This window comes from Bradyrhizobium sp. LA2.1 (assembly GCF_040547725.1).
Taxonomy (GTDB): Bacteria; Pseudomonadota; Alphaproteobacteria; order Rhizobiales; family Xanthobacteraceae; genus Bradyrhizobium; species Bradyrhizobium barranii.
Genome location: NZ_JBEPQI010000059.1, coordinates 1 through 11,774, shown reverse-complemented (window position 1 = coordinate 11,774; position 11,774 = coordinate 1). Strand labels below are relative to the sequence as shown.

The window sequence follows — 11,774 nt, the reverse complement described above, 5'->3', positions numbered from 1 at the left end:
ACCCGACCCGCTCCGACGGGGCGAGCGCTACCGTCTTGCCGAATGGCTTCAAAAAGAGAATTGACATCAATCCGCAATTAAAGGGCCGATTGACACCCAGCCCCCGGCTCTTGAGGTCGCTAGAGATGGGGCACTCCAAGGGATGTCGCTCTCAAGCAACCCGGCTATTTGGTGCTACCTACCAACCGGCCAAGAGCGTCTGCAGCCCCGCCTCGATTGCAGCGATATCTTGATCGACTTGGGCGATCGACGACCGGCAGTCGAAGCCCGTCCCCGGCCTTTAGGTTCGACCGCGCCAAGCGCGCGCCAGAGAGGTGGCGGCCACCGACACAATAATCTCTCAAAAGGTTATGCAGTGAGTGGGCCAATCCACCTCAGCGGCCCCTCCTGCGCGCCGCGTGTGTGCTGGTGCGGACAAGTGCCGCACCAGCCTGGCGGGTGGTCCAGCAAGCTTCGCCACCATGCGGTGCGCCCCCGAGAATGCCGACGCCCGTTCAGCCGGTGCCTGCCTGCGGAGATGCCACGCGCGTTCGGTGCCAGCAAGCCTGCGGCGATCGAGCGCGCAAAGGTGCGCCCCGCCGGGTCCGGCAAGGATCGATGGCTATCATCCTTTCGATGAGGATTACCGCAAGCATGACGGCGGCGACGCCACGCTCACCATAGAACGACTGAACAACGCAATCCGCCCACCGCGGCGCGCTATGCGCCGCCATTCATCTTCGATCCCCCGGCTTTGCTCGCCGAGATGATCAGGGCCGCCCCGCAAAGCGCAACCTTTGTCCTGTTATGGACACCTCGCTACCTGACCCTGCAACCCGTCGAAGGAACGACAGCCGAAGCGGCGGATACCGACTGCAAAAAACAAGTCGCACGACTGGCCGGCCCCCGTGCGCGCCATCGACTGGTCAGGACCTCGGCCCGAAAACAGCATCGAGCTAAGCGTAGAGCCCCTCTTCTGGGAAGTCGACATCACGGCCGAGCAGTCTTTGGTTATTGCCCCTTCAGCTTCACGAAGCCCGGATCCTGCGTTCACTTTCCTGAATCAAAAATGAGCAATCAGTGACAGGCACGCCATCACCCTTGCTAAATCCGGCACGAATGTCATCTCAAAGAACTGAGACGCGCGACGAACGCCTGCCCCATGTCCCACCGTAGTTCCGAAGGCTCAACGGCGGTCCGGAATTGGCGAGACGCTAGGTGTCCAGAAAAGGGTACATGCATCAAAGGGGCGCGCGCGGCCGGCCCTGGAAAGTTGGTTTGGAAATGCAGGAGCTGACTTAATAGCCGGTTCCATCTCCTCACGTTGGGCCAAAGGCGCTGACAATACCAATCGTGATTGGCACCAGTGCTACGACCGTCCATAAAGCGGGAGAACTGGAGGATAGGCCGAAGACAAGTATCCAGAAGCCAAAGGCCGCGATAGCCGCCGAGATCGCGTAAGCGACTGCTTTTTCCATCGTTCGATCCACTGAGCAACACAGGATCGTTTGCACTGTAGGACTCCTAATTAGGGTAAACGTTCCTGGGACGCGGCGCCCGCCAGGGGGTCGGTTTGAGTCCAACCCCGGAGCTAAGGACAGCCCTCGCCGTCCCTCCATGCTCCCCTCGGCCCCGCTACAGGGGATCGAAACCTCTCCTGACGATCAGGTCGATTGCCGCGCAGCGACCGAGGAGGGTCAGATCTCTCTCTCTCTAGAGTGCGATACGGGGCAGTTAACAACAGCTGGAACATGGCTCTAGCGGCAAGGTATTGCGCCGTGGGGCGGCTGCATTCCCTTCCACCCATCAGAAGGTTTCCGCATCTATCTGAGACACACCACCGCCATGCGCGGCCCCGTTTTCTGATGGAGAGTTCGTATAGGGCAAAATTGCCAGACGTCATGGCACGACCAACCTCAAACAGGAAAGTGACAATGACAATTTTGACAGACAACCGCGGTCTGCAGGCTGGGTTCCAGGCAGAATTCAAACCACTCAAGTTGCACTATCTGGCGCTCATCGTCTCCCGTGACTATGTCCAGAAAGCGCGCCTGCCCATTCGTCCTTAGCGAGCAAATCCTTCTACTCTCAATTCAATCACTTTAACTTCTGCGAACAGCACAATGGCGTCCCCTGAAAACAAGATCGCGCTCTTCATCGATGGGGCCAATCTCTACGCGACGGCGAAAACTCTCGGCTTCGACATCGACTACAAGCGCCTGCTGAAGGAGTTTCAGAGCCGCGGGACGCTGTTGCGGGCGTTCTACTACACCGCGATCATCGAGGATCAGGAGTACTCCTCGATCCGCCCGCTGATCGACTGGCTCGACTACAACGGCTACACGGTCGTCACCAAGGCGACCAAGGAGTTCATCGACGCCTCCGGCCGCCGCAAGGTCAAGGGCAACATGGACATCGAGCTCGCCGTGGACGCCATGGAGCTCGCCGAGCACATCGACCAGATGGTGCTGTTCTCGGGTGACGGCGACTTCCGCTTTCTGGTCGAAGCCGTCCAGCGCCGCGGCGTCCGGGTCACCGTGATCTCCACCATCGCGAGCCAGCCGCCGATGATCGCCGACGAGCTGCGCCGCCAGGCCGACGTCTTCACCGACCTCGTCGAGCTGCAATCCAAGCTCGGCCGCGACCCGTCCGAACGCCCCGCCCCGCGTGACCGCGGCGAGGGACGCGGTCATCCGCCGAAGTTTTTACAAGAACCGAAAGGCAATGACCCGCCGGAGTGACTGGCTGGCAGATCAAACGGGCTGCTACATGAATGCTGTACGCCGCTTGGCTGAGCAGTCTCGGGCTTCAAGCTAAACAGTGCGCCGTTTGAATTATCCCCCCGCGGAGCTCTCCTGGAGCATCAAATGATGCCCCGTTGGTGGGTAGGGCCGCCGCCCAGAGCAGCGGCCCTTTGCTTTTCGCCAGCGTGAACCTGGCTGTTTAGCATCCGGCCGATTGTGAAATGGATCATATAGCAAGCCGGAAGCGCTGCAGTAGGATCATCTCACCGGGGGCTGGCTGCATATTTCACTTAGATCTTTTCACCCGGATTTTTTTCTAGGCCGCAGGAGTCCTCCTGCTGCGGCCTTCGATCTGAGGCATTTTATGGATCGCATCATGGCCAAGGAAAATTTTTTGATCGTTCGTGCTGCCGGAAGACAACTGGACCTGTTACGCGGTGAAGCTTCCCGCATCGCAAAAGGAGCCAAAGCCGATTGGTGGATTGATCACGTAGAGGTCGGAAAGCGCTTTTGCTTTGAAGATGCTGAGGCGAAAGAGTCATTCGCACTCGCTTGCCATAGCATCGGCATTCCGCGCCGAGACGGTTAGTCCAACGAAAACCCCGCCGACCTTGTGAGCCGGCGGGAGTTGAACTTCTGAATTGCGATCCGGCCCGACGACCGCGAGCGCATTATGGCACCGCCAGCATGAAGCGGCCTCGTTGTTCTGCGGCGATCTAGCCGCCCTAGCGCTAGCCGTAACCGCCAGCGCGTGAGCTGAGTTGGATCAGCCTCACTTCGCGGCCTCTTTGATGATCTTGACGGCTCTGGCGCCGTTCTCAAGCGCAACCAGGACGCACGCCGTCCGTTGCATTCTCGGCATCGGAGCTGCCCATAAGGATTGCCAGCATATCGGCGAGGTCGGCAATCTCGCAGGCAACGGTGTGCACGTCGCAAGGGTGGGTTCTGTCGTTTACGACCGCCGGCGGTGGCTGCTTAGTCGCCTAACGACGTGCTCCACAAGCCCGTCGATTGCTCGTCAACATCATAGAGCTGATCGCGGCCAGACATCAGGGCTCCCAAAGCCATGAGAACGGTTCAGAAAAGTGCCACCTCTTGTGGACGCAAGAAGGCAACAATGGAGGTCCGTTCGCAGTCATAAGCCGTTTGGCTACGGTCTGGGCACTTCCGGTCTGCACCAATATGCGATCGGGACTTTGATGTGGTTTCGGCGGACACCTCCCCGCTCGCCCTGAGGAAATGAGCATGCGAGTTTGGATTTACGTCGATACAAGCAAGCAGGTCGGAGACAAGGAACCATTTGAAGGTGTTTGCGACCGAAGACGCCGCTCGCGCGTCGTTTGCCGAGCGGAAGGGCGTGGCGTTTGAATATGAGGTCATACTCTGAGGATCGATCATGAGGCGATGGAAGCCTACGTACCGCTGGCCTAAATGGCTGGAGCGGTTCTGGGGAATTGTCTTCCTTATTGTCGGGATTTTATGCCTATGCCTGTTGGCCAAGTGGGCAATTGAGTTCCTAAGCCAATTGGGCGCACCGGTTTGACCGCCCTGCCGTCCGCGCCGCGACAGGAACATAGTGGTTTTTGCCAAGTTTTCCCGGCGCCCTCGAGGCTCGTTGAGGGTAACCTCCAGGCCCCGGCTCATCCCCCATTTGAGCTGGGGCCCTTTTTGATGAGACGCACCACTGACTCGCATTTCCGGCGACCATAGATCCCGGCCACGCTGAAGACCTTTGATTTCGGCCTGCCCCGGGTTTCGCGACCCACTTGACCAATTCCTTGGGCTCGCTCCTTTTGCGCCCGCAAGCAGCAGCGGCTGGCCCTCTTCTCCATGAGCCCCTATTCTCTGGGCAATGACCACCCTCACCCGCCGCCGCGCCGACAATCCGCACGAGGAGACTTGGCACATCTATTTCAACGACGTTCGCATCGGCGCGATCGGCACGCGCGCCGGCCTGCCCGTGCACGCCGATATGGAGCCAGGCACCGGGCGAAGGGGTATAGCCGCCACCTTCGAAGCCGCGCGCGAGGCTTTCGAGACCGCATGGTCGGAGCTAAAGCCGAGCATCGCCGACGATGCCTTCGCCGAATGGCGCCACGATCGCGACTGGCGCGCTGAAATGAAAGCCAAGCGCGCACGTGGCGAGAAGCTCGACAGCAAGATAAGAAACACGCTGATGCGCTGCATCTGCGGGACCACATTCGACAGCTGGAAGCCGGGGCCGAGAGCTACCATCTACGCCGCGCAAGCAGGAAAGGTTTACCGATGAAGCACGCCGAGAGCCGGCTCTACGCAGATCCGGAAGCCGCCGCGTCGCAATGTCGCCCGTGTGGTCAGCCGCTGCGCACGTCGGGAGAACCGCAGGCTCCGCCTAGTGCGGCTTTTGCGGCTGCTGGTCTTGGGGCTTAACATTCATGTTGCTGTCCGGCATTTTGTCCCGGCCCTGATCTCCATTGTCGTCTTTGCCGCCAGAGGTGGACGTTCCACTTCCGCTGCTCGAACCAGGGGACATGCCGGTGGTGGCACGCGGATCTTTACTTGGCGCCGCCGAGCTTGCTGCGGGGTCACCCGTGGTCGCCCCTCGTCCGCTCGGAGCGCCGGTAGACTGCGCAACTGCACTGGCAGTCGAAAGGACGAGCACCGCTGCTGCTATCGATAGGCGTATGTTCATTGCGAGTCTCCCGCGTTGACTGCCATAAGCGTGCCTAGTGTGTGTCGGTCTTCTGCCAGTTTTCGAGATCGAGGTTGGCTTCGTTGCGCTGCTCCGTCTCCGGATTGCCCTTCCAAGGCTTGTCCGTCTGCTTGTGCGTCGCCTGCTCGGCTTGTTGCCGCGGATCGTCTTTGGGTGTTTCCTTGCTCATGTCTCTCTCCCGTGTACTGAAACAAAAGCTTTGAGCCCACAAGCGTTCCTCGAGAGGGAACTATTCGGTTCGCTTAAATCCGGGTTCTCCAAATAACCGTTGGGACTGAGTGTTTTCTGCAAGCTTTCGACAATCGATCTTCCAGGACGGCCGCAATCGGCCGTGGCACGGGTACTTGATGATGAAATACACCGACGGCCGCCCCTACGCCGATCCCGAGGCCGCCGCGCGCAAGCTCGTCGAGCTCGCAGCCAACGTCGAGACCGTCCAGGATGGCCGCATTAATATCGAGCGGATCAACGCGCCGTTCATGCCAGCCGAGTCTTGCGATTGAGCAATCTGAACCGACGCAGATCGTCGTCATCCTCCCCCAGCATGTCGAAGGCGTAGAACTGCACCTCCTCATTGTACTGGCCGGAATGCAGCGCCTCGAAATCCGAGATGCCGTGCAGGTTGAGGATCGCCGCATGTAGCGGACGACGGGTGCCGTCTCGACCACCACGTCGTCGAACAGCACGATCCCGGCGGTAAAGTTTGGCGCTTCGATCTGGGCGAGCACCTCCGTGATCATCAGTGCCGCTTCTTTTGCATGTAGGCGTGGACATCCTCGACCATGCGCTGGGTGGTGACGAGCTTGGTGTCGTTCTCTTCAAGGGACGGCAGCGCGCATTCAAAGCACAGCTTGCGCGCGTCGGCAGGCGCATGCGGGCGATACTGAACGCCGCAGCCGCAATCGGCGCACCGCCCGGCGAGATTATCGGCCAAATGGATGCGGCGTTGTCAGGGCCGCGCACACAACCACATGCCTCCACCTATATTCCTGCCGGGCCGCGATCGGCCTCGCAGGATCGCGAGGGAAGAAAACGCTCGGCCTCGCGCAGGCTGCGCAGCATGTATTACTTCTTGAGAATGCCGATGTCGGTGTTGCCCAGGTTCTTTATGGCGCGTTCGGCGGCGGGCGTATCCACCGCGTTGTCGTGGGAAGTTGGAGCCGGACTAACCGAGGAAGCATCCACGTCGCCGGTTGCTGCGTGGCTGAGCGCGTTGCCCACGTTGGGACTGGAGTAGCCCGCAGTGCCGCTTATGGTATGCCCGGTCGATAGGGTGCCGCCCGCATAACCTTTCGAGCCGGCGGCCGCAGTTCCACTCGCCGCCGAGCCGCCACTGCTCGATCCACCTGTACTTTGGGCCAAGGCGAGCGAAGAGCCGCCAACGAGCAAGATCAAGATAACGGCGATGTGGTTCAAGAGCGGTCCTCTACTTGAATGACCGCTCAATGGGTTGCACCTCCGAAAGTTCCTATGGACCTCCCCGCTCTCCAAGCCACCACGTTGATGGTGGATCGCGCCGAAATCTTGCTGGGCCGGAGCGCCACAAGGTGGCTTCGCTTGTACGGCTAACCCCACACCGCCGAGCAATCCTTACGTCGTGAACCGGCCGGATGTTCAGACGCAGTGCCGCCGGTGGCCAAGCCAAACAAGGCGGCCTCCACGAAAGAATTAGGGGCGCTGATTCACATAGGTTATAGAAACGATTTGTTAACCGGGACAAAGTGGCATTCCGGGGCTGGCTAAGCTATTTCATTTCGGAATTATTGAAACCCGGAAAGCGTGAGGGGCCGCTGTAGACGACAGCGGTCGTTTGCGTTGTGAGCCACTTCGGTGCGTGCGAGCCCGGGAACCGCAGCCCCTCGCACAATGCAATCCAGTCTCGGCTTGTCTGGCTTTGCGGAGGATAGCTTCGCGCCTGAAACTTGGCGGGAGATTCTTGGCTTGCTCATTGCGAGACCCAAGCGACTCCGCAAAAATTGCCCATAAGAAATAGGCCGCCAACTGAGGTGGCCTTAGTTTCCTTGCGGAGCTTCTTAATGAGCCCTTCTGGTCGAAAACAATCGAGTCACTGGCCAGGCGCTGACTCGGCTGTTGATGGTCGACGCTTTGGCATAGCGTGGTATCGCAAAGAGATCCCGAGCTGATGCGCTTTGAGGGCCACTGCCGGGGCGCCTCGGTTTAATTCAGCGGCTATCTTTTCGCGCCGGTGATTCCCGGCCATCGCCTTGAGCTTCTCAATCTCTTCTGAGGTCCACGGGTGGCGAACAGGGTCTGCCATATGACGGCCTCCCAAATAGCAGGCTCCTCAGCACAATATCCTCCCTGACCAAAAGTTTCATTCCGCCCTCTTGGAGATCAATACGGCAGCTCGGCTCTGCTAGGGAGCGCCACCGCGTTGGATCCAGGCACCGGCGAAGAGGCATAGTCAGGGTTGCAGCCGTGACCGGAGACGTTGTCGATCCTGATTCCGAAGTGGCTGATCTGCGCGCATCCGATCAAGTTCGGCCCCAGCTTTGGTCGTCTCTTGGGACTGGCGCTTCAGTTCGACAACAAGCGTCTCTTGCTTTGCGAGCTGCCGTTCTCCCCCGACGCCCCGGCGACAGCTTTCCGTCGATGGTCTGAAGCATCTGCCCGGCTCCCCGGCCTACCCCTTCCTTGCCCCTGCAGCCGGGGCCGTTTCTCCGCAGCCTGTAGTATCGGGGTAAGCGTGCGTTCCTCGCCGTCCATCGTGCCGGCTTGAGCCGACTGCGCCTAGCGAGAGACGGACGAACAGGACACCTATCGAGAGACGGTGCTGCGGGATATTGTATCTGGCCAATATGCCTACCCGCGCCGGGTGGTTGCGTTCAACGCCATCGAAGGTTGGTCCCGCGACACAACCGAGGACATTGCGGATGCACCGGCGGATCGAGCCGCGCGCGGAGGGATTGACCTCTGGCCCGCGCTGCAAGCCTTCGTCCAGGCCAAGAGCGGCAGCACCGCCGCGCAGGCGGCCAATGGGACACGCCAATGAAGCACTCCGAACAACGCCCTACACGGTCCCGGAAGCGGCGGCGCGCAAGCTCCTCGAGCTCGCAGCCAACGTCGCGGCCGTCCTGCACGGCCGCATCTACATCGACCGGATCAACGCGCTGTTCATGATCGGGCTGGAGGGCAGCGGGCGCGAGTTCGGCGCCGGGCTGAAGTACGCGATCCAGCGCGGCTGGTTGTCGAAGCATGAAAGCGGCACCTATGTGAAGCTGATGCCGCCCGGGGAAGATCTGCTGACTCGCAAATAGGAACCGTCCTTACTGCTTCGTCCTACTTCTGTCGAAAATGAATGCGGCTTGAAACACCCGCTCAACTTCTGTCCTCACTTCCATGGAAACGTCCTGCCGTATGGTGGCAAAGTCCTTTGCCAAGTTCGCAAGCGACCTAGCGGCTTGTGAAAAAGGCGCTCGCCGCCGACCGATGACCGTGATTCATTAGCTCCGATGAGATTCGGAGATGGTGCGTGCGTGGCGGCGACAATCGAACGGGCGAGCTGTTCAGCTACGTTGACCTGGAGGCGCGGGTGCGGCGAGATCATCCGCTGCGAGCGATCCGGACGATTGTGAACGAGGCGCTTTCGGCGCTGGAGCGCGAGTTTGCCGCGCTCTATTCGCCGATTGGGCGGCCGTCGATCCCGCCGGAGAAGCTGCTGCGGGCGATGCTATTGCAGGCGTTTTATTCAATCCGCTCGGAGCGGCTTCTGATGGAGCGGCTGGAATACGACCTGCTGTTCCGCTGGTTCGTCGGAATCGGCGTTGACGACGCAGCCTGGGACCATTCGGTGTTCTCGAAGAACCGCGACCGGCTGCTGGAAGGCGACATCTCGGCCAAGTTCCTCGCGGCGTTGCTGGCGCAGCCCAAGGTGAAGAAGCTTCTGTCGAGCGATCATTTCTCGGTCGATGGCACGCTGATTGAGGCCTGGGCCTCGATGAAGAGCGTCAAGCCGAAGGACGGCTCCGGCGAGCCGCCGGCGCAAGGCGGCGGGCGCAATGCCGAAGCGGACTTCCATGGCCAGAGACGCTCGAACGACACCCATGCTTCGACCACTGATCCCGATGCCAGGCTCTATCGCAAGGGTAAAGGCAAGGAGACGAAGCTGTGCTTCATCGGGCATGGCTGATGGAGAACCGCCACAGCCTGCTGGTCGATGCCTGCCTGACGCTGGCGGACGGGCACGCCGAACGGGTGGCCGCGCTGCACATGATTGAGCCTCGTGCCGACCGACCGACAGCGATCACACTTGGCGCCGACAAAGCCTACGATGCAGAAGACTTCGTCAACGAGCTGCGCTCGATGAACGTGACGCCGCATGTTGCACAGAACACCAGCGGCCGCAGCTCTGCGATCGACGGGCGAACGACCCGACACGGCGGTTATGCCGTCAGCCAGCGCATTCGCAAGCGCATCGAGGAGGCATTCGGCTGGATCAAGACGATCGCAGGGCAAGAGAAGACGAGCTTCCGTGGCCGTGATCGCGTCGCATGGGCTTTTACCTTCGCTGCCGCCGCCTACAATCTGGTGCGGCTGCCGAAGCTGATAGCGGAGGCCGGCTGATGGCCAGGGTACCCGGCTTCGCCAAGGCCTTTGCCGGCCGCTGGCGCATCGTCGAAATGGACAACTGGGACAGCGACTTCCTCGATCTTGTCGAAGAGGCGCATCTCACCTTCGAGGGTAAGTCCGACGGCGAAATTGCCTTCGGAGCGCTGAAGGGCTTTCTCGACGTCCGCTACGGCGCGCGAGACGGTTCGGCCTGCGCGGAGTTCTCATGGGAAGGACACGACGAGAATGACCCGGCCTGCGGTCGCGGATGGGTTATGATCGGCGCTGCGGGCAGGCTCGTCGGCCACTTCTACATACATAATGGCGACGATTCAGGCTTCGTTTGCGAACGCGGCTGAGTTCTTCAACAGCCTGCTAGCGGCTTCGACCTCGGCCTCTTGCTGAGTGTCGAATTCCAGACCTTCCTCGTCCGGGTACAAACCAGTGTCGTCCCGGATGTCGAAGTAGTACCGGGTCATAAGCCGCCCTCATTCGAGGGAGAGCATAGAAGAAATGTTCGCGTGTTCCAATTCTGGCGGCTGCAGTCCGGGTGATCTCAACCACTCGCTCAAGTGCGAGCCGGTCTCGGCCTGTCTGGCCTTGCGAAGGAGAGCTTCTCGCTCGAAGCCGGCAGGGAGCTTCTTGGCTAGCTCTCTTAAGCGTGCGGCTTCTTGGGCAAGACGTTCTTCGAGGGACACAGTTTGTTTAAAACGACGGCGTCGCTGCATGACACACCTCGATCTTACGGGTCCTAACCGTTGGGTTTGAGTTGTTGCAGCCTAACGCGCGGGCAGTTCCGTGGTCTGTGCCCTAGTGAACACAAGTTCCACGCGATAACGCGGGAACCTCGGTTGAATGTTACTTATCGCGGGCAGCCGGAGGGGAACGCCATGGAAATGGACCTTGCCGAGCGCTTCTTTTTGGGTCTCGCATTCATAGGTGCAAGCTGCCTCTGTGTCGTTTTCTCCGTCTGGATGCTTACTTGAAGTTCTGGCCCGCCAGCGTGAACCGGCCGCCGGACTTGCTTTTCCGCACCCAACGACCAGCAGTAGCCCGCGCTCTCGACGAGCCACCTCACGCCCTGCCGCCTGCCGGATAAGCACGGGTGAACTCTCCTTGGCGCTTGATGCGGTTGTAGCGAAAAGTGCAGCCGTGCGCCCGGGCAAAGACCTCCGCCTCTGCAATCGCGATGGCACGCGTGCCGCCAAACGCACGCTCGATGTAACGGTCCCGAATTATCAATTTCTGGTTCGACCCGACGTCATCCAAAACCGTCGCTAGCTTAAGCAGGAAGTCTTCGCGCGTCTCCATGGGGACAAACATGCAACGGCGAACGCCTGAATGCCAGCAAGGAGCTATGAAAGGCGAAACCTCGCCGCACAAATAGCCCGTCCTCAGTCTTTGGGCGGGAATGGATGGACGACGGCTTTTGCGTCCGTCGCCTATGCGATCAGGACTGCAATTCCGTCCAGCGTTTGTCGGTCGTTGATTCCGATGGCTTCCGCTTGGCATAGAGGGCGGGAGCATGAAGCACTCTCAGTCACCAATGGGCGCCTCGGACGGGGCGGTGATCTCCGGACCATAAACCAGAACTCGGGTTCCCGACAGAAGGAACACAGCCCGCCAACGGAGGCGGCCTCAATGCCCGCGCTGTTCGACCTCGAATGTGAATTTGAGCTGAAGCACCGGACCGCCGTCGTCCCGGACTTCAATCGACATCTGGTGGCTGCCGTCCCCTGGGGTCCGAACGGCATCTCGGGCCATATCGCCAGCGAGCGCGCCGCCTATTC

16 protein-coding genes and 1 pseudogene are annotated in these 11,774 nt (G+C 60.3%); 9 read left to right on the top strand and 8 right to left on the bottom strand.

What is annotated here, in order from left to right:
- Window positions 1-1,298 precede the first annotated feature (1,298 nt).
- Window positions 1,299-1,457, bottom strand: a complete 159-nt coding sequence (locus ABIB95_RS46655; protein WP_354249135.1) for a hypothetical protein — start codon at window positions 1,455-1,457, stop codon at window positions 1,299-1,301.
- Window positions 1,458-1,913: 456 nt separating this feature from the next.
- Between ABIB95_RS46655 and ABIB95_RS46650 the strand changes: the two genes are divergently transcribed.
- The 4 genes from ABIB95_RS46650 to ABIB95_RS46635 all read left to right on the top strand — a co-directional run bounded on the left by ABIB95_RS46650 (window position 1,914) and on the right by ABIB95_RS46635 (window position 4,992).
- Window positions 1,914-2,048, top strand: coding sequence for a hypothetical protein (locus ABIB95_RS46650; protein WP_354249134.1), 135 nt, complete (start codon window positions 1,914-1,916; stop codon window positions 2,046-2,048).
- A 54-nt stretch (window positions 2,049-2,102) separates the two neighbouring features.
- On the top strand, window positions 2,103-2,720 hold the full coding sequence (locus ABIB95_RS46645) for a LabA-like NYN domain-containing protein (protein WP_354249133.1): 618 nt from the start codon (window positions 2,103-2,105) through the stop codon (window positions 2,718-2,720).
- Window positions 2,721-3,099: 379 nt separating this feature from the next.
- Window positions 3,100-3,312, top strand: coding sequence for a hypothetical protein (locus ABIB95_RS46640; protein WP_354249132.1), 213 nt, complete (start codon window positions 3,100-3,102; stop codon window positions 3,310-3,312).
- 1,263 nt (window positions 3,313-4,575) lie between these two features.
- On the top strand, window positions 4,576-4,992 hold the full coding sequence (locus tag ABIB95_RS46635) for a hypothetical protein (RefSeq protein ID WP_354249131.1): 417 nt from the start codon (window positions 4,576-4,578) through the stop codon (window positions 4,990-4,992).
- A 436-nt stretch (window positions 4,993-5,428) separates the two neighbouring features.
- On the opposite strand, the gene ABIB95_RS46630 is transcribed toward ABIB95_RS46635, so the two are convergent.
- Window positions 5,429-5,584, bottom strand: a complete 156-nt coding sequence (locus tag ABIB95_RS46630; RefSeq protein WP_201266136.1) for a hypothetical protein — start codon at window positions 5,582-5,584, stop codon at window positions 5,429-5,431.
- Window positions 5,585-5,762: 178 nt separating this feature from the next.
- Between ABIB95_RS46630 and ABIB95_RS46625 the strand changes: the two genes are divergently transcribed.
- Window positions 5,763-5,918, top strand: a complete 156-nt coding sequence (locus ABIB95_RS46625) for a hypothetical protein (RefSeq protein ID WP_161495767.1) — start codon at window positions 5,763-5,765, stop codon at window positions 5,916-5,918.
- 236 nt (window positions 5,919-6,154) lie between these two features.
- On the opposite strand, the gene ABIB95_RS46620 is transcribed toward ABIB95_RS46625, so the two are convergent.
- Together ABIB95_RS46620 and ABIB95_RS46615 are read right to left on the bottom strand one after the other, a co-directional pair.
- Window positions 6,155-6,349: a hypothetical protein gene (locus ABIB95_RS46620; RefSeq protein WP_085399371.1), complete on the bottom strand. Its 195-nt coding sequence runs from the start codon at window positions 6,347-6,349 to the stop codon at window positions 6,155-6,157.
- 131 nt (window positions 6,350-6,480) lie between these two features.
- The gene (locus tag ABIB95_RS46615) at window positions 6,481-6,831 is read right to left on the bottom strand and encodes a hypothetical protein (RefSeq protein ID WP_354249130.1); all 351 of its coding nucleotides are present in this window, start codon (window positions 6,829-6,831) and stop codon (window positions 6,481-6,483) included.
- 1,375 nt (window positions 6,832-8,206) lie between these two features.
- On the opposite strand from ABIB95_RS46615, the gene ABIB95_RS46610 reads away from it, so the two are divergent.
- From ABIB95_RS46610 to ABIB95_RS46595, 4 genes and pseudogenes are all read left to right on the top strand, one after another.
- Window positions 8,207-8,428 carry a hypothetical protein gene (locus ABIB95_RS46610; protein WP_354249129.1) on the top strand — a complete coding sequence of 74 codons (222 nt, stop codon included), beginning with the start codon at window positions 8,207-8,209 and terminating at the stop codon, window positions 8,426-8,428.
- Window positions 8,412-8,693: a hypothetical protein gene (locus ABIB95_RS46605; protein WP_354249128.1), complete on the top strand. Its 282-nt coding sequence runs from the start codon at window positions 8,412-8,414 to the stop codon at window positions 8,691-8,693. The genes ABIB95_RS46610 and ABIB95_RS46605 overlap by 17 nt, the downstream gene beginning before the upstream one ends.
- 215 nt (window positions 8,694-8,908) lie before the next feature.
- Window positions 8,909-9,999: pseudogene (locus tag ABIB95_RS46600) on the top strand (IS5 family transposase).
- The gene (locus tag ABIB95_RS46595; RefSeq protein ID WP_247310177.1) at window positions 9,999-10,343 is read left to right on the top strand and encodes a hypothetical protein; all 345 of its coding nucleotides are present in this window, start codon (window positions 9,999-10,001) and stop codon (window positions 10,341-10,343) included. The pseudogene ABIB95_RS46600 and the gene ABIB95_RS46595 overlap by 1 nt, the downstream one beginning before the upstream one ends.
- On the opposite strand, the gene ABIB95_RS47455 is transcribed toward ABIB95_RS46595, so the two are convergent.
- The 4 genes from ABIB95_RS47455 to ABIB95_RS47450 all read right to left on the bottom strand — a co-directional run bounded on the left by ABIB95_RS47455 (window position 10,317) and on the right by ABIB95_RS47450 (window position 11,748).
- Window positions 10,317-10,463 (bottom strand): DUF6894 family protein, encoded by a 147-nt coding sequence (locus ABIB95_RS47455; protein ID WP_502917970.1) that lies wholly within the window; start codon window positions 10,461-10,463, stop codon window positions 10,317-10,319. The two genes, ABIB95_RS46595 and ABIB95_RS47455, sit on opposite strands and share 27 nt — an antisense overlap.
- Before the next feature lie 9 nt (window positions 10,464-10,472).
- Window positions 10,473-10,712 carry a hypothetical protein gene (locus ABIB95_RS46590; RefSeq protein ID WP_354249127.1) on the bottom strand — a complete coding sequence of 80 codons (240 nt, stop codon included), beginning with the start codon at window positions 10,710-10,712 and terminating at the stop codon, window positions 10,473-10,475.
- Between the two features lie 346 nt (window positions 10,713-11,058).
- On the bottom strand, window positions 11,059-11,307 hold the full coding sequence (locus tag ABIB95_RS46585) for a hypothetical protein (RefSeq protein ID WP_014494430.1): 249 nt from the start codon (window positions 11,305-11,307) through the stop codon (window positions 11,059-11,061).
- A 315-nt stretch (window positions 11,308-11,622) separates the two neighbouring features.
- Window positions 11,623-11,748, bottom strand: coding sequence for a hypothetical protein (locus ABIB95_RS47450; protein ID WP_502917971.1), 126 nt, complete (start codon window positions 11,746-11,748; stop codon window positions 11,623-11,625).
- Window positions 11,749-11,774 lie beyond the last annotated feature (26 nt).